Source organism: Pseudomonas sp. S5F11 (assembly GCF_019641515.1).
In the GTDB taxonomy this organism is placed as follows: Bacteria; Pseudomonadota; Gammaproteobacteria; order Pseudomonadales; family Pseudomonadaceae; genus Aquipseudomonas; species Aquipseudomonas rhodesiae.
Map to the genome: position 1 here is coordinate 653,607 of NZ_JAIFJZ010000001.1, position 20,258 is coordinate 673,864.

The 20,258-nt window shown below is 59.8% G+C and carries 15 protein-coding genes; 9 read left to right on the plus strand and 6 right to left on the minus strand.

The window, feature by feature from the left end; all coding sequences use genetic code 11:
- Positions 1-62: 62 nt before the first annotated feature.
- From K1567_RS02900 to K1567_RS02915, 4 genes are all read left to right on the plus strand, one after another.
- Positions 63-1,346 (plus strand): AAA family ATPase, encoded by a 1,284-nt coding sequence (locus K1567_RS02900; protein ID WP_220698110.1) that lies wholly within the window; start codon positions 63-65, stop codon positions 1,344-1,346.
- The gene (locus K1567_RS02905) at positions 1,343-2,062 is read left to right on the plus strand and encodes a hypothetical protein (protein ID WP_220698111.1); all 720 of its coding nucleotides are present in this window, start codon (positions 1,343-1,345) and stop codon (positions 2,060-2,062) included. The genes K1567_RS02900 and K1567_RS02905 overlap by 4 nt, the downstream gene beginning before the upstream one ends.
- 64 nt (positions 2,063-2,126) lie before the next feature.
- Entirely contained in the window at positions 2,127-3,194 is a 1,068-nt protein-coding gene (locus K1567_RS02910; protein ID WP_220698112.1) for a DUF1176 domain-containing protein, read from the plus strand.
- Positions 3,195-3,254: 60 nt separating this feature from the next.
- Positions 3,255-3,767, plus strand: coding sequence for a GNAT family N-acetyltransferase (locus tag K1567_RS02915; RefSeq protein WP_034097965.1), 513 nt, complete (start codon positions 3,255-3,257; stop codon positions 3,765-3,767).
- On the opposite strand, the gene K1567_RS02920 is transcribed toward K1567_RS02915, so the two are convergent.
- On the minus strand, positions 3,764-4,456 hold the full coding sequence (locus tag K1567_RS02920) for an aspartate/glutamate racemase family protein (protein ID WP_034097964.1): 693 nt from the start codon (positions 4,454-4,456) through the stop codon (positions 3,764-3,766). The two genes, K1567_RS02915 and K1567_RS02920, sit on opposite strands and share 4 nt — an antisense overlap.
- 190 nt (positions 4,457-4,646) lie before the next feature.
- Between K1567_RS02920 and K1567_RS02925 the strand changes: the two genes are divergently transcribed.
- The gene (locus tag K1567_RS02925; RefSeq protein ID WP_034097963.1) at positions 4,647-5,318 is read left to right on the plus strand and encodes a DUF3313 domain-containing protein; all 672 of its coding nucleotides are present in this window, start codon (positions 4,647-4,649) and stop codon (positions 5,316-5,318) included.
- On the opposite strand, the gene K1567_RS02930 is transcribed toward K1567_RS02925, so the two are convergent.
- From K1567_RS02930 to K1567_RS02950, 5 genes are all read right to left on the minus strand, one after another.
- A complete protein-coding gene (locus K1567_RS02930) occupies positions 5,315-6,328 on the minus strand; it encodes a DUF3829 domain-containing protein (RefSeq protein WP_034097961.1) in 1,014 nt (337 codons plus the stop codon). The two genes, K1567_RS02925 and K1567_RS02930, sit on opposite strands and share 4 nt — an antisense overlap.
- Positions 6,328-7,896 carry a J domain-containing protein gene (locus K1567_RS02935; protein ID WP_047882181.1) on the minus strand — a complete coding sequence of 523 codons (1,569 nt, stop codon included), beginning with the start codon at positions 7,894-7,896 and terminating at the stop codon, positions 6,328-6,330. The genes K1567_RS02930 and K1567_RS02935 overlap by 1 nt, the downstream gene beginning before the upstream one ends.
- 144 nt (positions 7,897-8,040) lie before the next feature.
- The gene (locus K1567_RS02940) at positions 8,041-9,441 is read right to left on the minus strand and encodes a DUF1254 domain-containing protein (protein ID WP_220698113.1); all 1,401 of its coding nucleotides are present in this window, start codon (positions 9,439-9,441) and stop codon (positions 8,041-8,043) included.
- 251 nt (positions 9,442-9,692) lie between these two features.
- A complete protein-coding gene (locus K1567_RS02945) occupies positions 9,693-10,052 on the minus strand; it encodes a response regulator (RefSeq protein WP_034097955.1) in 360 nt (119 codons plus the stop codon).
- A 199-nt stretch (positions 10,053-10,251) separates the two neighbouring features.
- Positions 10,252-13,854 carry a hypothetical protein gene (locus tag K1567_RS02950; RefSeq protein WP_220698114.1) on the minus strand — a complete coding sequence of 1,201 codons (3,603 nt, stop codon included), beginning with the start codon at positions 13,852-13,854 and terminating at the stop codon, positions 10,252-10,254.
- A 282-nt stretch (positions 13,855-14,136) separates the two neighbouring features.
- Between K1567_RS02950 and K1567_RS02955 the strand changes: the two genes are divergently transcribed.
- Genes K1567_RS02955 through K1567_RS02970 form a run of 4 tightly spaced genes read left to right on the plus strand, consistent with a single transcriptional unit; the run spans position 14,137 to position 20,248 of the window.
- A complete protein-coding gene (locus tag K1567_RS02955; protein WP_034113758.1) occupies positions 14,137-17,634 on the plus strand; it encodes a response regulator in 3,498 nt (1,165 codons plus the stop codon).
- Positions 17,635-18,465: a protein-glutamate O-methyltransferase CheR gene (locus K1567_RS02960; RefSeq protein WP_371263992.1), complete on the plus strand. Its 831-nt coding sequence runs from the start codon at positions 17,635-17,637 to the stop codon at positions 18,463-18,465. It begins immediately after the preceding gene.
- The gene (locus K1567_RS02965) at positions 18,462-19,061 is read left to right on the plus strand and encodes a chemotaxis protein CheB (RefSeq protein ID WP_034113756.1); all 600 of its coding nucleotides are present in this window, start codon (positions 18,462-18,464) and stop codon (positions 19,059-19,061) included. Before K1567_RS02960 ends, K1567_RS02965 begins: the two co-directional genes overlap by 4 nt.
- Positions 19,055-20,248: a hybrid sensor histidine kinase/response regulator gene (locus K1567_RS02970; RefSeq protein ID WP_034113754.1), complete on the plus strand. Its 1,194-nt coding sequence runs from the start codon at positions 19,055-19,057 to the stop codon at positions 20,246-20,248. Before K1567_RS02965 ends, K1567_RS02970 begins: the two co-directional genes overlap by 7 nt.
- Positions 20,249-20,258: the final 10 nt, after the last annotated feature.

Genomic DNA, 20,258 nt, shown 5'->3' on the forward strand with positions numbered 1-20,258 from the left:
TACTATGATCCGTGATTACTTTGAAGGCTGGCTGACCTGGCCGGGCACGTTGGAAGCCGATCATGCAGATCAAGCGTTTTACCCTCGTCAATTTCCGCGGCATCAAGCGGATGGAACTCGATTTCGAAGGAAAGAAGACTGTCGCTTTGGTGGGCGTCAACGGGGTGGGCAAGTCTTCGATTCTGGATGCCTTGGCGATAACGCTTTCTAACCTAACCGCACGCATCGTGGGCAAAGCGTCTAAATCCAGAGCATTGTCCAAAGATGACATACGAGTTGGCGCTGACTTTACCCGCTTAGATATCACCTCTGAATTGCTGAGTCAGCCTGGGATGACAGACCTGAGGTGGGCAATCGCGCTAAATAAAAAAGGAGGTAAGCATCCTGCTGAGCGTAGCAGTGACTTACTACCGCTTAATTTCAAAGCCGATGAGCTTGCATATGCTGTAGATCACTATGAATCCGGTCTGGAAAAGTCGATAACGTTGCCGCTGGCGGTTTATTACGACGTACACCGTGCAGTCTTGGACGTACCTTTGCGCGTCCGCGAGCATTTGGTGAATGCAATTGCAGAGGGTTACGACGACGCACTCGGTCACGGCGGCGCGGACTTCAAGCGGTTTTTTATCTGGTTTCGCAATCAGGAAGACCTTGAGAATGAAAATAGCCGTGATATTCCCGGCTATCGAGACCCAGAGCTTTCCGCCGTGCGAAGAGCCATTGAGACGTTTACCGGATTCAAAGATATCCGGGTTCGGCGCAAACCTGCCCTTCGAATGACAGTGCTTAAAGGCGACCTGGAGTTCAACGTTTTACAACTGTCCGATGGCGAGAAATGCTTGCTGGCCATGGTCGGTGATCTGGCGCGTCGCCTTACATTGCTCAACCGCGAAGTCCCTGATCCATTGCAAGGAATGGGTGTCGTGCTCATCGACGAACTTGACCTTCATCTTCACCCAGGTTGGCAGCGCACCGTCGTCGCCAACCTTGAACATACATTCCCTAATTGCCAATTCATCATCACCACTCATTCTCCGCAAATCCTGGGTGAGTTGCCTCCCGAGTCGATCATGCTCTTGAAGGATGGCCGGTATCTGGGCCATCCCGAACGCTCTCTGGGGCTTCGCAGCGGTGAGGTTATCGAGGAACTGATGGGCGAGCTTGCGCAAAATCACCATGTCAGCCGTGAACTTAGAAAGATCTACCGCGATCTTGACGATGACGAGGTGGAGTCTGCCCAAGCCAACCTTGCGCACCTTCGCGCAAAGGTCGGCAGTATTCCTGACGTGCTTGAAGCACAAGCTAATATCGATGCCCTAAGGTCAGGCGAAGAGGGCGAGGCGTGAGGTCGATCAGGAAGGGCGCCGAGCCCCGGGCGTTGATTGAATGGCGAAGAGAAAACCGCGATACACCGCAAAACTTGTTTTACGGTAAGGACAGCAGTTTTCCCAGCGAGGCGGTCCGTCAGGCGCTCCTGAAGGAACAGCTTCATTTGTGCGCCTATACCTTGCGACGTCTACCGACGGCGGTCGAATGTCAGGCCAAGGGGCACGGTACGCAGTTCAGTTGCCACATTGAGCATGTACTTCCACAGAAGTACCACAAGGCCGACAGCATCGTCTATGCAAACATGGTCGCGTGCTATCCCTCAAGCCAAACCAAGGTCGCATGCGGTTACGGCGCAGTGGAAAAGGACGACTACGACACCGCCCGCAGACCCTTTGTCTCCCCTCTGGCCGCCAACGTCGAGCGGCAGTTTCGGTATTCCAGTGACGGGTATGTCGAAGGCCTGACCCCTGAGGCCTGCACTACGATCGAGGTGCTCAAGCTCAATCATCCCACCTTGGTCAACGATAGAGCTGCTGTCATAAGGGGCCGACTGAGACCTCGCGGAACGCCCATCACCGCCGCCGCAGCTCGGCGTCTGGCCGATGAAATTGAAATACCCGACGCGAAACACTGCCTGACTGAATACTGTCAGGTGCTCAAGCAACAGGCCGAACGGCACGCAAACAGATTGGAAAAACGCGCAGCACGTGTACGCGGGCAGGCGCGAACCTGAGCGCTACCCCTGTTATCAATGAACATGGGACAATCCGCGCCTTTTCAGACACGGAGAGTCCCCCATGTTGCGCCCCGTACTCCTGGCCCTGCTGGCCGGTTCCTCTGCCCAAGCCTTTGCACAACCCGCTAGCGAACGCGTGCCGCTGCTGCGGGACATCAAGGAATGGGTGGTCGGTTGCGACAACCTGCGCAACTGCCACGCCCTCAGCGCACCGAGCGGTGCCAATGAAGAAGATTACAGCTCACTGACCTTGCATATCTGGCACAAGGCCGGCCCTCAGGGCTACTTGCGCCTGCGCTTCGACCATCGGGGGGAGACGGCGGACCTGTCGACCCTGCAACTGGACGGCCAGCCCCTGGGCAATGACTTGACCCAGGCATTGCAGGTGGAGTTGGACGACCAGGGCGGCGATCCCCATGTGCAGTCCTTTGGCGTACTTGACGACGACGCCGCGCGCCGATGGTTGCAACGCTTGCGCGATGGTCAGCGCTTGCAGCTGCCCGGCGATGCCGATGCCCACGTTTCCCTGAGTGGGTTGAGTGCATCGCTGCTGTTGATGGATGCGGTGCAAGGCCGGGTGGATAACGTCACTGCACTGGCACGACCCGGCAAAGGTGCGGCGAGTGCCGTGCCGGCGCGTTTGCCGACGCCGCTGCTGCGCCCATTCCCCGGTGCGCCGGCGTTGACCGCCGAGGAGCAGCAAGCTTTGGTGGCCGAGGCCCTCAAAGGTGAAACGGCGCAAGAAGACTCGCCGCCACCCGAAGCCAGTGCCGGTGCGTTGACTGCCTCGCAGGCCATGACCGTGTTGAGCTACGACTGCGCGGCCTACAACTGCGAATACGAGGTGGTGCGTCGCGCGCGCCAGGCACCATATGCCCAGACCGCGTTGCAACTGGAGTCGCTGCCTTTGGACGGCGCCGCGCTGCAAGGCTCGGTGGGCTACGACCCAGCCACTGGCACCCTGAGTTACTTCTACAAGCAACGCGGGCTCGGCGATTGCGGGGCCGGGGCGGTGTGGTTGTTTGACGGCAAGGCTTTCCAGCTCAGCGAGTTTCACATGATGTCGCGCTGCACCGGGGTGGCCTACGGCGACTGGCCTTCGTTGTGGACAACCGCTTCAGCGCCCTAGGCAGCGTGCGGTCGGCGCCTCTACACTGGCCGACCACATGTCTTTCAAAGGATGAAACCCATGCACGCGCCTGAACCCCATATCGTCATCCAGCGCTTTACCGAGGCCCACCTTGACGGCGTCGCGGCGCTCTACAACGAGCCGGCGGTGTGCCGTCAGGTACTGCAGATGCCGTTCCAGTCGATTGAAGTGTGGCGCAAGCGTTTGGTGATGGACGACGAACGTCGCCTGCAACTGGTGGCATTGCACGGCGGCGAGGTGATTGGGCAGTTGGGGCTGCAACAGTACCTGCGCGTGCGCCAGGCCCATGTCGGCACCTTCGGCATGGGCGTGGCAACTGCCTGGCAGGGCAAGGGCGTCGGCTCGCGGCTGTTGAAGGCAGCCCTCGACGTGGCCGACAACTGGATGAACCTGCACCGCGTCGAGTTGACGGTATTTGCCGATAACCAGGCCGCGCAACGTCTGTACCGCTCGTTCGGTTTCGAGGTGGAAGGGGTGCTGCGCGACTACGCCCTGCGTGACGGCGTCTACGTCGACACCGTCAGCATGGCGCGTTTGCGTCCTTCGACTTAATCCTGCAAGGCAAACGCCACCGCGGCCTGCGCATGCAACGCGGTGGTGTCCAGCAGCGGCAGGTTGGTGTGTTCGGGCTTGATCAACAGGCCGATTTCCGTGCATCCGAGGATGATCGCCTGGGCACCACGGGCAGCCAACGACGCAATGATGCGCAGATAAGCGTCGCGCGAGGTGTCGCTGATGATCCCCACACACAACTCTTCATAGATGATGCGGTGCACGCTCTGGCGCTCCTCGGCCTCCGGCACCAGCACGTTCAAGCCATGCTCGGCCAGGCGCGCCTTGAGGAAATCCTGCTCCATGGTGAACGCCGTGCCCAGCAGGCCGACGTTGAGCGTGCCGGCCGCCACGGCCGCCTGGCCAGCGGCGTCGGCGATATGCAAAAACGGAATCGAGATCGCCGCTTCGATACGCGGCGCCACCAAGTGCATGGTGTTGGTACACAGCACCACGCAGTCCGCGCCGCCGGCTTGCAGGCGTCGCGCCGCGTCTTCGAGGATCTGCGCCGCGTCGTCCCAGCGCCCATCGTGCTGCGCCTGCGCCACCGGGCCGAAATCCACGCTGTACATCAACACCTGCGCCGAGCGCAGCGAGCCGAGCTGGTCACGCACGCGCTGGTTGATGATGCGGTAGTACTCGGCGCTGGACTCCCAGCTCATGCCGCCGATAAGGCCGATGGTGCGCATGTGATGCTCCTGATAGGGGGGAGCTCCACCTTACTTACCGACGGTTGATTAGTCATACGCAGTTGCCCGCCAAATGACCGGTGCAGTTTTTGTCATCTCGGCTTGATCCGTCGAGTGAGCGCACCATTTCCCCAGGATTGGCTATACCTACAGCTCCGTCCTTCGATGATGACTGCCAGGGAGTTCAATGATGAAACTAAGGCTAATGGTCAGTACGTTGTGCGTGGCTTCGCTTGGGATTGCAGGCTGCGCCAGCCAGGTCACGCAACCGGATGAATATTCGGGCTTTCTTTCCAACTACAGCCAACTCAAGCAAGCCAAGTCACCGTCAGGCGTCGAAGTGATGCGCTGGGTCGATCCCCAACTGGACCTGAGTCGCTATAACGCGGTGTACATCGAACCGACCCAGTTCTATCCCAAACCCCAGGCCACCGCGAAAATCCCTGACAGCACCCTCAACGGCATTAACACCTACTACAACCAGGCGCTCAAACGCGAGCTGGCCAAATCGTTGCCTTTGGCCAATGCCCCAGGCCCAGGCGTAATCGTGGTGCGCGCGGCCATCACTGCCGTCAGCAGCAAGACCGAAGGGCTTAAACCTTATGAGTTCATCCCGGTAGCCCTGGTGGCGGCGGCAGTCAGTACCGGCACTGGCATTCGCGATCAAGAAACCACCCTCGGCACCGAGGCGCAGTTCCTCGACGGTGCCAACGGCAAAGTCTTGGCCCAAGTGGTGCGCAAAGGCACCGGCAAGCCCTTGGAGAACGACGCCCAGGTGATGAAAGCCGATGATGTGAAAAACGTGATCGACGGCTGGGCTTCAGACCTGCATCAGTCCTATGTGAAATTCAAAAAGCACTAAAACGCATTGCGTGCCGGCCGGTTGTAATAGCTGAGCAGGACGTCGTAGCGGCGGGTGACGAGGTCATAGTCGTCACTCAGCTGTTGCGGGGTGGCGTGGTTGAGCCAGTCTTGAAGCATGCCTTGCAGGGCAGCAAGGTAGGTATCGGCGGGGGTTCTGAGGGTGTACCAAAGGTGCAGCGTTTCTTCAGTGAGTTCTTTATCCGGCATCTGATCGACAAAGGCTGCGGCACTTTCTTGGGCACGCTGAACCGAAGCGGTCAACGCAGCCAGGGCTTGGGGTGTCAGGTCGGCAGCGCGTACCCCTTGGTCGATCCGATCGATCGACTGGCGCGACGCAATCATGTAATTGAGCAGGTGCCAATGCAGGTCTCGGCCCAGACGTGCTTCCAGTAAATCCAGCTGTAGGGGGCGCAAACGCAGCTCCTCACGCGTCAGATCGTCACGCAGAGCCGCGGATGCCGACAGGTAGCCGCCACCGTTACGGCTTAGTTCTGCTTTCAACTGGTCAAGCATGACGTTGCCAAATAATTGCTGCTGCGGCGTTTTCGCGCCGGGGGTTTGGTTGGGGCTGAGCAGCGTGCCGACGTCGCTGATTCTGCGAAGGGTCTGCAAGTACTGCTGCGTGGCCGTGATCAATGGGCTGCCGGGGGCTTGGCGTTCCAGCTGGAGGGTAATAGCAGGGGTGCATATCTGCTTTTGGATCAGGCGGGCTTGCGGCTCGGCGTTGTCGCCAAATTCTTCCCGAGGCAAGTTCGCGGCGCCGGAGCGCTCAGCCGTCCGGACTGAGGCGTCGACCTGAGTCAGCAAGTAGTAGGCCAGCCGAGTATCGCGGTCCACGCGGTTAACGCAATCGATGATCGGCGCAAGCGCGCCGGCCGTTGCAGTCTGGGGGCTGTCCAATTGGTTGAGCCACCACTGCACAATCTGCAGTTGTTTGCTGGCGCCGGCCAGGCTGAACAGGCACAGGATCAATACCACCCCGACGGGGTACAACATGATTGGCTTCATCACTCAGCCTCCTGACCGTACCACTGTGCCTGGGTCGCGGGGGCCTGGCAGGGTTGTGCTGTTCTCGGCATGCGGCTGCACACGCGCTCTGTCCACTGTTGCAGGCCTTGATTGCGGCCCACCTGATAATGACTGTCAAAGCTTTTGAGCGCTGCAAACATCATTGTCAGGAGCAAAGTGACAAGGCCCCATACACCGATGGTCTTGCGCGGATGGCGGGTGGACCATTCTTTGTAGCCCGTGCGGGCTTGACGCTTACCCGCACCGATCACGACCAGGGTCGCCACCATCACCAGGCCCGCAACCGCGCCGAATTGAACACTGATGGCCACGCTCATGATCGCCCCCGGCAACAGATCGCGCAGCGGCAATAACGGCAGGCGGGTAGGGCAGAGTCGCGTCGGTAGTCTGACGGCGAGGCTTTCATCCAGGACGCGGACCCGATGTACCAGCGGACGCCACACTTGCCAGGCCAGGGCGCCGCCCACGACATAGGCCATCGACCATACCAACGCGTGCCCCAGTGTGCTGACCAGGACTCCTGAAAACCACGGCGCCTGGAACAGTGCACCTGTCACACAGCCCAGCACTGTCGCCAGCGCCAGCGGCCAAGTGTCGACAGCAGCTTCCCACTCCTGCCAGAAATAAGCCGTACCGCCGGGCAGGGACAGCGCAACGTCGGGATGATCGGCTTTAATGCGCGCGGCCAGCGCTCGGCACGCCTCCCAGTCGGCCTCGCTCAAGCGCTGAGCGAATGCACGTCGCTGCCCCAGTGTCATCGGTGCCAACAGCAGACGAGCGGCGCGCTGTTGCGCAGTGTGCGGCGGCACAACAGCCAGTGCACGCTGGTGGGCAATGAACGCCGGCCCTTTCTCACGCCGCAACAGGTGCTGCCATTCATCCTCGGGGCAGGGGTTTTCGCCACCGTGAGGCCAGCCCTGCCCGGCGCGGACGGCCTCGAACAACGCAGGCAACCAGAAGTAGCCGTCGCATAGCAACGTGGCAAGTGTCTGGTTGAACCATTGAGCGTGCGCCGGCTGGCGCAACCAGGCGTGTTCGTCACGCCGGGCGTACGCATTGAGGAAGTCCGCTTCATTACGTTGTGCAAGTGCCAGCGCCAATTGGCTGCGCAACGCCTGCCTGCATTGAGAGGCCAGGGCATCCAGCCATTGCGCTGGCAGCTCCAGGCGCTGCCAGGCACTGAGCCAGTGGAAGGTGTCAAACGCCCAGCGAAGCTCCTCATCGCTCACGGTGTCGTCGCTGATACAGCGTTCGAGCAGCGCCACTTCGAATGCCAGGCCGTTACCTTGGGCCAAGGCCTGCTCATAGCGCTGGGGCAGGGTGCCGTCGACCGGTTCTGGTGCAGCCATTTCGACCGCAACGGCGGCAGACGCGTCGTCCATGACCGACTCTTGCCCGTTCAGGGCCGCTTCATACGCTTCGCGCAGGCGCTGGAACCCCTCGGGATCATCATCCGGACGGGTTTTCTTGAGCAGCGCCGCGTAGGTGCGCTTGATGGTGCGGCTATCGGCATCCGGGGGCAGATCAAGGACATCCCAGCAAGTCATGTGCGGTGCAGCTCCGTGGGTAATCGCGCGCACCTTACCCGTTTTAGCAGCCAATAAACCAGCGGTAGTACAGGTTGGCGCTGTCGGCCTGATATCGGAAAGTGACGTGCTCGGTCCGGACTCGCCGGAGCCGAGCTCGCGGTGTTACTTGAGCGGGGTCAACGGCGGCAGTTTCCATTGACCGCTGCCGACCTCAGGCTTGGGCAGGTAAATCCGCAGCACGGCGTAAAACGGACCGGGGGGAGCCGGCAACCAATTGCTCTGTTCGGCTTTGGGCGGTTCGTGATGTTGCAAGGCCAGGGTCAGGCCGCCATCGGCATCGCGCTTGAGGCTGGGCAACATGCTTGAATTGATCAAGTAGCGCTTCTTGTGGTTGGGCACCAGTTGCTGGGTCTTGGCGCTGTACATGGTCAGCGACCAGAACGCGTCCGCCGGTGGCAGTTGGTCCTTGTTGAAATGCAGTGTGTAGCTATGACGTGCCCCGTTCGCCGGTTTACCTTCGCTGTCGACGACATAACTCAGGTAGGCGGTTTCGTCGCTGGAGGTGCCGAAGATGCCCATGTTGGCACCAGCGTAGCGGTACAAGTAGTTGTTGTTGAGGTGATCACGACTGCCGTACAGGTCGCCGTTAGACACCTGGTGGGTGTCGATCTTGTCTTTTTTGAACGCGGCAAACTCGGCCTTGCCGTCGGCAATCCCTTCTTCCAGGGCCTTGCGTTGTTCGGCGCTGAGCTGGTTGAACTTGAAGGGCGCACCCGGGGCGACGCCAATCTTGGCAAAGCGCGCCAGCAGGTCTTTCTCGCTGTCCTGGGGGGCGGCGAACGCCAGCATGAAATTCAGGTAGCGGAACAGTTGCGGGCTGTCGCTCATAGTGGCGGTGGGTTTTGGCCACTGGACCTTTGGCACATTGGCCGGTGCGGCTTGCTTGACGTAGCTGCTCAGCGGCTGGACTTTATAGCCGCTCTGAATCTGCTTGACCTTGCCCAGGTCGTTCTCGTCGAACAACTGCGTGCGGTACAGCGCGTAAGCGATATTGCTCTCGCTATAGACCACGCGATCGATGTCCACCGGCTGCTGACCTTTCCAGTTTGGCCCGGCGATCATGTAGTGGCCGCCGTTGTTACCCGTGCTGCGCGTGCCCAGGTAGGCGAAGTTCTGCGTGTAGAGGTCGATCAACTGCACCGAGTAGTAACGATTGTCTTCAATCTTGGGCAGGGTCAGCACCAGGGGTTCGCGACGTAGGTCCATCCACACGAACGAGTAGGGCGTGTCGGCGTTTGGGCTGACGAATGCGGTGTCCTTGGGCGTGAACACCTGGGCGGTATTACCGATGTGGTTGAACGGCGCCTTGAAGTTGGCGCCGCCCTTGTCGACGGCTTGGGTGTAGAGCGTTTTGTACATTTCCACCACCGGAAAACCATACAGGTAGGCTTCCTTGGCGATGGCCCGCGCTTCACTCGGGGTGGCGGTGAAATCGGCCCAGGCGCCGCTGCTCAGGAGGATCGAGAGGCTCGCTAACAGCAGGCGCGTCGGTTTTCTGATCATGTTGTTGCGTCTCTTAGGGAACTGGGTGATGTCATTGAGTTTCCAGCTTTTATCGAAGTAGGCCTCGTGCGCGGGGGGGGCGTACGGCAGGGAATCGCTGGCCGGCAGAGTTTGCACCCAGTTTCGCTGGAAGTCTTTTGTCCTGAATGACCGATTGATCGATGGGATAGCGTCGACGCGCCTATCGCCCTGCGCGATAAGCGCTAATGGCAGGCGTTGAAGGTACGGCGCAGGCGAGAAAATGAAAGCAGTCAGCCGATGATGGACTTGACCTTGTCACGCAGTTGATCGATGGAAAACGGTTTGCCAATCACATGCATGTCCGCCGGCGCGTCGATGTTTTCGGCGTAGCCGCTGGCAAACAGGATCGGCAAGCCGGGCCGCAGTGCGCGTACTTTGGCTGCCAGTTCTTTGCCGTCCATGTCCGGCAGGCCCACATCGGTCATCATCAGCTGAATCAGCTGGCTTTCATCATTGACCATGCCCAGCGCCTCCGCTGCGTCGGCCGCCTCAATGACCGTGAACTCCAACTCTTCGAGGACATCGACGATCAACATGCGCACGATGTTGTCGTCTTCGACTACTAGGATGGTGGAGGAGGCTGCGGACATAGTGAGGTTTCCCGAAAATTGGAGGTGCAGGTCGTGTGAATGCAAAGACCATCCTCTAGTGAGTCGTGTCGATCGCAGCAAGTTCCCCTGGCGCGCGTATTGTGACGGGAGTCTGCGCGAATGTCTTGCCCGGATGATGCGCGGCAGCAAGTCGGCCCCGGCGCGCTGGGTGCAGCAACGTCGGGGCCGCAGGCACGGCTTATAGGACCGCAGTGGAGAGGCTCGATACGTCGACATTACCCGTACGGTCTGGGGTCAGGTCTGTGGGGGAGAATTGACTTATCTGATACTCGGGAACAGCGGAATCGCGCTTATAGGCGTCAAGTCGATAGGGCGATATACCCCTGTTCAACGTGCGCTCCAGACCATTCTTCATCGAATCCAGCGAATCAAACGTGACGTACCCATAGTTGGGATCGAAATAGAACCATTGCTTGCTCGCACCGTCGACCTTTACACCCGCGAGCAGCGCGTGGTGTTCCGATGCGACTCTAAGCGTGGTTGATTCGGTGGCATTGGCCAACTCCGAGATAATGGTGGTATAGGGCACACGCCGAGGCGTCTGGCCCATGTGATAAAGGGTTTCCGTGCCGGTGACCTTTTGTAGGGTCTCTATATTTTTGATAAAAGCGGCATTGCTTGGCACGTTCGGGTTAGCGGCGGCGGTGTAAAAATTGCTCAGCAGCGTGTGTTCTTTACCGGTGCCGATGGCAAGGGCCATGGCGTTGGAAATGCCTGCACATTCGCCCTCGGAGCCCATATTGACCAGGCTGAGGTAGAAGTCCTGGGGCATCCGATGCAAATGCCCGCCTGCTGCGGCGATATCTTTTTCAAAGTACGCCAGGCGGTGGAAAGATTCCGCGATAGCTTTTTGTTTGATGGCTTTGGCCAATGTGCCCATGTCTTCGGGAGAGAAACAGTACTGCGACAGGCGCTGCAGATCGGGAATGTTCAGGTTGGGTGAATAACCGGGGATATCACTCGGATTGCCGTAGTCGAAACCTTGGTCAAAGGCTGCACGGTTTTCCTTACGCATGCCGTGGTTATATTTGGCGATAAAGTTCTTATGCTCCTCCTCGGTCAGGCGGGTGACAGCGCTTTGAGCGTTTTCAGGCTGGAGCAGGTTGTAAATGCGGTCGAAAAAACCGTGGAGCGGCGTATCTCGGGTTGGCGGCACCGCAGGTTTGAAGTCCGCCAAGGCGGGGCCGTACGGCTGTTGCCGGGCGACATCGTAGGCGTGCCATTGGTTGTTGTGCAGCACTGCGGTGGTCTCCACGGTTCGGTCCGCGAGGGTGAAGGTACCCGCCGATAGCGTGGCATAGCCTTTGTTGGCCCGGACCAAGTCATACGCGCCCGTTGCGCCGCGCAGGGCATTGACCCCTTGGGTGACCAGGGAAACCCCTGTGTTAGCCACGGCGCGTGTGCCTTTGGCAATCGTTCGCCCTACCGCCTGCGTAACCCGTGCAGCCCCGACCAGTAAGTCGCCGGCCCCGCTCACGGGGTTGAAGGCGCCGATGGCGGCGGCACCGATCACCTTCACCGTGTTGAGGGCTTTGACCGTCGTCGACGCCGAACTCTTGACGGCCTTAGCCACTTTGCCCGCCGTTCCCACTCCAGCGGTCACGAAACTGAACATGTCCAGTGCCAGGTCCGTGGCGCCATCGGCATAGTTGCCATTCTGAAAGTTGACGATAGCGGACCTGAGCGGCACCAGGTTCAAGAAAAAATCCGCGAGCTTCCATTCCACCTCATTTTGCTTGTCCAGAGGGGTGACCCCCTTGGCTTGCTTGACCACCTGTGCATTGTCGATATCGAGGTGTTCCACAAACGCATCGGCAATCGACTGAGTGCGCGCCGAGATGAAGGAGGCCGGTGCCAGCGTGCCATTCGCGGGCTTGAGCGCAAAATCGCCGGCTGCGACGCTCTTGGGCACGAACGCCTCAATTTTTTCTTCGTGATTGGCGTTGCGCTCCCGGCGCCGGGTCAGTTCGCTCTCGGGCACCTTATTGATCGTGCCGCGCTTACTATCCACTTCATACACCGTCACGCCGTCCGCGCCGGTGGCCTTGATCAACAGCTTTCGATCCGTGTGGTGCAGGGTGCGAGAGGTAAAATCCAGTCCCAGTTCATAGGTTTTCTTCTGAAAGAACTCCAGTTTGCCGTGCGCCAGATTCTGGCGGTCGGCGGGCGGCAACTGGGAGACGAGCTGTTTGATCAGCGTCCCCAAGCCCTGCTTATGTGAATCGATGGTCTGTTTGAATTGCTCGTTGAATGCCTTGTTCACGCCCAGCGCAAGCGGCGCGTTGACCGCTGCGATAGGAATGCGCGGGTCGGTGGTTTTCCAGGTGTAATCGCGCAGCTCCATCATGGCGATGTCGAGCAGCGAGTACCGCCCGGCCGGTCGTCGATTCGGGTCATAGAGCGGCCCCTGATAGGGGGTGCTGGTATCGTCTACGCTCAGCAGTTTTTCTTCGAACGGTACGTTATCGCCAAAGGCCTCGCGCAGCTTTTGCAACGCGATCTGTTTGCGGCTGGGCAGCTCGCTACTCAGTTGGGCCGAGGCGTTGAGTCGTTCGGATTGCTGGGCGTTATAGGCGCTTCTGGCGCTGTCCAGCTCATCAGCGGTGTAACTGTCGTTCTCGCGCTTGGGCAACATACCGTTGACCACCGCCCAGTCCACTAAAGCCCCTCTCTGCGCACCTTCGGGGGCCAACGCGCCGGACCCTTTTGCTGCCTGCATGACTTGCGCAAACGTCATATTGGCTACCGTCCCCGGGGCTTGCGCCTCCACTGCCGCTGCGGCGATACAGAAACTGGCCCAGGCCTGGCTGCCATAGGTGAGCGCGGCCGGTATCTCTTTGACGAGCAGTTGAGGCGCCACCCGCGCCAGTAGCAAGTGCGCGGCGAACCTCGCTGTTGCATGGGTGGCGCGACCTTCCTTGACCAAGTGCAGGCTGAGCCGGTTGACGATATCGGACGGCGCCTTGCCCCAGTGCTGCTCACTGGCCAGATCGAATCCGGCCACATGGTTGCGATGGGGGACGAACATCGAGTCCAGGTCCAGGCCCATGTTGATGGCCGCGAGCACGTAGTCATTGACGCTGCCAGGGGTGTCAGCGCCACCCAATTCGGTTTGGATCGCCTGGCCAAGCGCCTGGGCGCGAGGGGATGCCACCAGTTTTGCCAGGGCGTTGGGCGGGTCTCGCAGCTCGGCATCGGACAACGGGGTCTGTTCGAGCAGATAACCGAGGGCACCTTTGCGCGTATCCTCCAGCGGCAGACCGGGCAGACCTGCAGTATTTTTGTCCACCAGCGTGCCGATTTTGCTCTGGTCGGCAACGCTCAAGGGGATCGGCCAGGACAGCCCACCGCCGAAATTGCCCAGGGGCGACTGCAGTGCCCGCTGGGCCACTGCCTCGGCCAAGTACACAACGTAGTGGCGGCGGGTAGGCTGCGCCAGGCGTTGTTCGCTGATAAACGCGTCAAGGTTCACGGTAGTGGCGGTGCCAGAGGCCAGGTGGCGCGGCATCGACCGCGCTTTTAACGCGTCAGCCACGGCCTGTTCATCGGCGTCTGCCGGCAGCTCCTTGGCCAGGCTAAAGAGCGCCTGCGCCAATTCGTGCCAGTTACGCTGGTCGGCCAGGGCCTGTTGCAGGCTCTGCGTGCCGGAAGAGGAGGACTGTTCAGGCTTTGCAAGAGCCTGAGCCGTGCTCGCGCCCGACGGTAATCGGGAAACCGATGCCAATGGTGGATTTACCAGGGCAGAGGGAGTGGGCAAACGTGGGGTGTTGACTGCATTCATCGCGGGCTACCTGTTGGTCATGGTTGGAAGTGCCTTGTTGACGAACATCCCTGTACCCGAGGCTTGTTATTAGGTGTCCGTTGCAGACAAGAGCGTTCCGCAGAGCCGTTTGCCCAAGTTGTCAGCCTATATGTAGATAAATACGAGCAAACATCGCGCGGCGAGGGCGCTAAAGGTGGCTAACCGCCAGGTTTTGTTCCGCTCGTTGCGTCAGAAACATAGCCCTCACTGCCACGTTTGGGGCAAACTCCCCGTTTTTCCGTATTTGGCCAAGGCATGCCCATGACTCCCGCTTCGTCCGTCGATGAAAAGAGCTTTCGTACCCTCCTGAGCAGAAACGTGGCATTGCCCCTGGGTGTGGGCGTGCTCAGCGCGGTGTTTTTCGTGTGCCTGATCACCTATTTGCTGTCGGTGATCCAGTGGGTGGAGCACACCGATCGGGTCATCAATAACCTCAATGAGACGTCAAAGCTGACAGTCGATCAGGAAACCGGCATGCGCGGTTTCCTGATCACCGGCGACGAGCACTTCCTCGATCCGTACGAGGTGGCCAAACCGCGGATCATGTCCGACCTGCGTAACCTGCAGGAACTGGTTGCCGATAACCCGCAACAGGTCGACCGCCTCAAGCGTCTGGAGGCGCTGCAACTGGAGTGGAACAAGTACGCCCAGACAATGATTGATATGCAGCGCCAGAGCGGGGACTACCGCAGCGCCGTCAAGGCCGGACGTGGCAAGCGCCTGACCGATGAGATCCGCAAGGAGTACGACGAAGCGGTGGCGATGGAGCAGCAGTTCCGGATCACCCGCAATGCCGACGTGACCCGTACCACAGTGATCAGCGTCGGCCTGTACCTGGTATTCGTACTGGGGTTGAGCGGTTTTCTTGCCTATGTAGGGCGTAAAAATCTAGTAGCTCTTTCAGAGAGTTACAGCGCAAACCTCGCGTCACAACAGAAGATTGCTCGGCGTCTCGAACAGCAAGCGTGGCTGCGTAATGGCCAGACCGAACTGGCCGAGCAGGTGCTGGGTCAACTGACCCTGAACATGCTGGGACGCAATATCCTGCAGTTTTTTGCCCAATACATGGGCTCGGTGGTCGGCGCACTGTATGTGCGCGAAGAGCATGGCGGCCTCAAGCGCATCGCCACCTACGGTTTCTCCCGCGAGCAGGAGCAGCAGGAGCAAGCGATCTACAGCGACGAAGGCATTGTCGGCCAGGCCGCGCAGTTGGACCGCCTGATCCGCCTGGACGATGTGCCGGTGGACTACTTCAAAGTCAGCTCGGGCCTGGGCGAAGGCGCTACCCGCAGCGTGCTGGTAATGCCCACCAGCGATGATGATCGCATCAACGGCGTAATCGAACTGGGCTTCCTGCGCCCGCTGCAGGAGCGCGATACGGAATTGATGGAGCTGATCGCCGGCAATATCGGCACGTCCATCGAGGCCGCGCGCTATCGCCAGCGTTTGCAGGAGGTGCTGGCCGAAACCCAGCAGCTCAACGAGGAGCTGCAAGTGCAGCAGGAAGAACTCAAGACCGCCAACGAGGAGCTCGAAGAACAGTCGCGCATCCTTAAGGAATCCCAGGTTCATCTGGAGACCCAACAAGCAGAGCTGGAGCAGACCAACGAGCAGTTGGCCGAGCAGACCCAGACCCTGGCTGAGCAGCGCGACGCCATGGATCGCAAGAATATCGAGCTGAACCAGGCCCAACTGGAGCTGGAAGACCGCGCCGAAGAGTTGCAGCGTTCAAGCAAATACAAGTCCGAATTCCTCGCCAACATGTCCCACGAGCTGCGTACGCCACTCAATAGTTCACTGATCCTGGCCAAATTGCTGGCGGAAAACCCCCAGGAAAACCTCAGTGCCGAGCAGGTCAAGTTTGCCGAGTCGATCTACTCGGCGGGCAACGATCTGCTTAACCTGATCAACGACATCCTGGATATTTCCAAGGTCGAAGCCGGCAAGCTCGAAGTACGCCCGGAAAATTCCAGCGTGGCACGTCTGGTGGACGGTCTGCGGGGGATGTTCGAACCTCTGGCGTCCGATCGCAAGCTGGGTTTCCAGGTGGAGGTGCAAGAGGGAGCGCCGGCCATGCTGTTCACCGACCGCCAGCGCCTGGAGCAGATCCTCAAGAATCTGCTGTCCAACGCGATCAAGTTTACCGAGCAGGGCCAGGTGAGCCTGTCGGTGTCCGGCGCGGCCGAAGGCGGGATTGTATTCACGGTGCGCGATTCCGGGATCGGCATCGCCCCGGACCAGCAAGAGAGCATCTTCGAAGCCTTCCGCCAGGCCGACGGCACCACCAACCGCCGTTACGGCGGCACGGGCTTAGGGCTGTCGATTTCCCGCGACCTGGCCACCTTGCTCGGTGGTTCGATCCACGTCACCAGCGAACCGGGCAAGGGCAGTGTGTTTACCCTGACATTGCCGGAACAGTACGTCGAGCACGAGGAACAGCCCCAGGCCATCGAACCGCCGCGCCCGGTGGTTGCAGCACCTGCGCCGGTCCCGGTCAAGGTCTCGCCCTTGCCGGTGGCCGATGCCGAGCAGATCCCGCGCTTTGCCGACGACCGCGACAAGGCCCCGTTCACCACGCGCTGCATCCTGGTGGTGGAAGACGAGCCGAACTTTGCCCGCATCCTGTTCGACCTGGCCCATGAGCTGGGCTACCAATGTCTGGTCGCCCACGGCGCCGACGAAGGCTACAACCTGGCCGAGCAGTACATCCCCGACGCGATCCTGCTCGACATGCGCCTGCCGGACCATTCCGGGTTGACCGTGCTGCAACGCCTGAAGGAACACGCCAGCACCCGGCACATCCCGGTGCATGTGATTTCCGTGGAAGACCGGGTCGAGGCCGCCATGCACATGGGCGCCATCGGCTACGCAGTCAAGCCCACCACCCGTGAAGAACTCAAGGACGTGTTCGCGCGCCTGGAAGCCAAGCTGACGCAAAAGGTCAAACGCGTGCTGCTGGTGGAGGACGATGACCTGCAACGCGACAGCATTGCCCGCCTGATCGGCGACGATGACATCGAGATAACCGCCGTAGGCTTTGCCCAGGAAGCCCTCGAACTGCTGCGCAGCAACGTCTATGACTGCATGATCATCGACCTCAAGCTCCCGGACATGCTCGGCAACGAGCTGCTCAAACGCATGGCCACCGAGGACATCTGCTCGTTCCCGCCGGTAATCGTCTACACCGGGCGCAACCTGACCCGCGATGAAGAAGCCGAACTGCGCAAATACTCGCGCTCGATCATCATCAAGGGCGCCCGCTCGCCGGAGCGGCTGCTGGACGAAGTCACACTCTTTCTGCACAAAGTCGAATCCCAGCTGTCCCATGAACGCCAGAAGATGCTCAAGACCGCCCGCAGCCGCGACAAGGTGTTCGAAGGGCGCAAAATCCTGTTGGTAGACGACGATGTACGCAACATCTTCGCCCTGACCAGCGCCTTGGAGCACAAAGGCGCGGTGGTGGTGATCGGGCGTAACGGCCGTGAAGCCATCGACCGCCTCAATGAGGTCGAGGACATCGACTTGGTGCTGATGGACGTGATGATGCCGGAGATGGACGGCTACGAGGCCACGGCGCTGATCCGCCAGGACCCGCGCTGGAAGAAGCTGCCGATCATCGCTGTGACTGCCAAGGCCATGAAAGACGACCAGGAGCGCTGCCTCGCGGCCGGCTCCAATGATTACCTGGCCAAACCGATCGACTTGGATCGTCTGTTCTCGTTGATTCGCGTATGGCTGCCGAAGATGGAACGCATTTAAGTGGAGCGAAGTTTTTTGGAAAAAAGCAGCGATATTGAGCTGCGCCTGCTGATCGAGGCGATTTACCTCAAGTACAGCTATGACTTTCGCGACTATTCCGGGGCGTCGGTCAAACGTCGCGTGGCCCATGCCATGCGCCAGTTCGACTGCGCCACCATTTCCGCGCTGCAGGAGCGGGTGTTGCATGACCCGGCGGCGTTCATGCAGTTATTGCAGTTCCTGACGATCCCGGTGAGCGAGATGTTCCGCGACCCGTCGCACTTTCTGGCGATCCGCCAGGAAGTGGTACCGCTGCTCAAGACCTATCCGTCGATCAAGATCTGGATCGCCGGTTGCAGCACGGGGGAGGAGGTGTACTCCATGGCCATCCTGCTGCGCGAAGAGGGCTTGCTGGAGCGTACGATCATCTACGCCACCGATATCAACCCAGCGTCCTTGGACAAAGCCAAACAGGGCATTTTTTCCCTGGAGAACGTGCGGGCCTACACCACCAATTATCAGCAGGCAGGCGGGCAACGTTCGTTTGCCGACTACTACACGGCGGCATACGATTACGCGATATTCGACAAGACATTGCGGGAAAACGTGACGTTCGCCGACCACAGCCTGGCCACCGACAGTGTCTTCTCAGAAACTCAATTAATTTCTTGTCGTAACGTATTGATTTATTTCAATAAAAAGTTGCAAGACCGAGCGTTCGGATTGTTTCATGAGTCGCTATGCCATCGCGGTTTCCTGGTGCTGGGCAGCAAGGAAACCCTGGATTTCTCCGGCTATAACAAACACTTCGAACCCTTGGTCAAGCAGGAACGGATCTACCGCAAATCATGAACGACGCTGCAGCCAGCCCGATTCGCGGGATTGAAGCCATCGTCGTCGGCGCGTCCGCCGGCGGCGTCGAAGCGTTGTTGGGTATTTTCAGCGAACTGCCTAACGGCTTCGGCTTGCCCATCATCGCGGTGCTGCACTTACCGGATGAGCGCCGCAGCCAATTGGCCGAAGTGTTCGCCCGGCGCCTGCGCATTCCGGTGCGCGAAGCCCAGGACAAGCAATCCATCGAGCCCGGTACCTTGTACTTCGCCGGCCCCGGCTATCACTTGTCGGTGGAGCAGGATCGCAGCCTGTCCCTGAGCCAGGAAGAGCGTGTACATCACTCGCGTCCGTCCATCGATTTTCTGTTCACCTCGGCGGCGGATGCTTACGGCCCCGGGCTGCTGGCGATCCTGCTGACCGGCGCCAACCAGGACGGCGCACGGGGACTGGCCTACGTAAAACAGCAACACGGCACCACTGTTGTACAGGACCCAGCGGAAGCACGCGTGGACGTTATGCCCCGTGCAGCCCTGGCGTTGCAGACACCTGACCATATTCTGACTTTGAGCCGGATAGGCTCATTGCTGGTTTTGCTGGAATCTTCCCCATGTTAAGTACTGTCCAGGCCAAACTGCTGATCGTCGACGATCTGCCGGAAAACCTGCTGGCCCTCGAAGCGCTGATCAAGCGCGAGGATCGCCAGGTTTTCAAGGCATTGAGCGCCGACGAAGCGTTGTCCCTGTTGCTGGAGCATGAGTTCGCCATGGCGATTCTCGATGTGCAGATGCCCGGCATGAATGGTTTTGAGTTGGCCGAGCTGATGCGCGGCACCGAGAAGACCAAGAACATCCCCATCGTATTTGTTAGCGCCGCTGGCCGAGAACTCAACTACGCATTCAAGGGCTATGAAAGTGGCGCGGTGGATTTCTTGCACAAGCCGCTGGATATCCATGCGGTCAAGAGCAAGGTCAATGTGTTTGTCGACCTGTATCGCCAGAGCAAGGCGATGAAATTGCAGGTCGAAGAGCTGGAACGCAGCCGCCGCGAACAGGAACTGCTGCTCAACCGCTTGCAGGCCACTCAAGCCGAGCTGGAGCAGGCGGTGCGCATGCGCGATGACTTTATGTCGATCGTCGCCCATGAAGTACGCACGCCCCTCAACGGCCTGATCCTGGAAACCCAGCTGCGCAAGATGCACCTGGCGCGAGACAACGCCGCAGCGTTCACTCTGGACAAGATGCACGCCATGGTCGATCGCGATGAGCGCCAGATCCGCAGCCTGATCCGTCTGATCGAAGACATGCTCGATGTGTCGCGTATCCGTACCGGCAAACTGTCAATTCGCCCGGCGCGCTTCGACCTGGCGCAACTGGTCAGCAACTTGGTGGAGAACTTCGCTCCGCAAGTCGCCGCCGCTGAGTCGTCCATGCAGTTATCGGCCGAAGGTCCTGTAGTGGGGCATTGGGACGAGTTCCGAATCGAGCAGGTGGTGACCAACCTGCTGACCAACGCACTGCGCTACGGCGCCAAGAGCCCGGTGGACGTGCGGGTGTACAGCGAACACGGCGAGGCGCGGGTTGAAGTGCGCGACCGTGGTATCGGCATCAGCGAGGAAAACCAGAAGCGCATTTTCCAACAGTTCGAGCGTGTATCGGCCAGTCAGGTTGCAGCAGGATTGGGCTTGGGGCTGTTTATTTCCGAGCAGATCGTCGCGGCCCACGGCGGCACCATCGAAGTCGAGAGCCGGATAGGCGAGGGCGCTCTGTTTCGCGTGTGTTTGCCCCTTGAACCGGCGGCGTGAACTCAATCGT

What these genes read in the sequence shown, in the direction of transcription:
- K1567_RS02965 (WP_034113756.1), top strand. Translation starts at nt 18,462, where the DNA reads ATGAACGACGCTGCAGCCAGCCCGATTCGCGGGATTGAAGCCATCGTC.
- K1567_RS02950 (WP_220698114.1), bottom strand. Translation starts at nt 13,854, where the DNA reads ATGAATGCAGTCAACACCCCACGTTTGCCCACTCCCTCTGCCCTGGTA.
- K1567_RS02915 (WP_034097965.1), top strand. Translation starts at nt 3,255, where the DNA reads ATGCACGCGCCTGAACCCCATATCGTCATCCAGCGCTTTACCGAGGCC.
- K1567_RS02970 (WP_034113754.1), top strand. Translation starts at nt 19,055, where the DNA reads ATGTTAAGTACTGTCCAGGCCAAACTGCTGATCGTCGACGATCTGCCG.
- K1567_RS02945 (WP_034097955.1), bottom strand. Translation starts at nt 10,052, where the DNA reads ATGTCCGCAGCCTCCTCCACCATCCTAGTAGTCGAAGACGACAACATC.
- K1567_RS02935 (WP_047882181.1), bottom strand. Translation starts at nt 7,896, where the DNA reads ATGACTTGCTGGGATGTCCTTGATCTGCCCCCGGATGCCGATAGCCGC.
- K1567_RS02925 (WP_034097963.1), top strand. Translation starts at nt 4,647, where the DNA reads ATGAAACTAAGGCTAATGGTCAGTACGTTGTGCGTGGCTTCGCTTGGG.
- K1567_RS02940 (WP_220698113.1), bottom strand. Translation starts at nt 9,441, where the DNA reads ATGATCAGAAAACCGACGCGCCTGCTGTTAGCGAGCCTCTCGATCCTC.
- K1567_RS02920 (WP_034097964.1), bottom strand. Translation starts at nt 4,456, where the DNA reads ATGCGCACCATCGGCCTTATCGGCGGCATGAGCTGGGAGTCCAGCGCC.
- K1567_RS02900 (WP_220698110.1), top strand. Translation starts at nt 63, where the DNA reads ATGCAGATCAAGCGTTTTACCCTCGTCAATTTCCGCGGCATCAAGCGG.
- K1567_RS02955 (WP_034113758.1), top strand. Translation starts at nt 14,137, where the DNA reads ATGACTCCCGCTTCGTCCGTCGATGAAAAGAGCTTTCGTACCCTCCTG.
- K1567_RS02910 (WP_220698112.1), top strand. Translation starts at nt 2,127, where the DNA reads ATGTTGCGCCCCGTACTCCTGGCCCTGCTGGCCGGTTCCTCTGCCCAA.
- K1567_RS02930 (WP_034097961.1), bottom strand. Translation starts at nt 6,328, where the DNA reads ATGAAGCCAATCATGTTGTACCCCGTCGGGGTGGTATTGATCCTGTGC.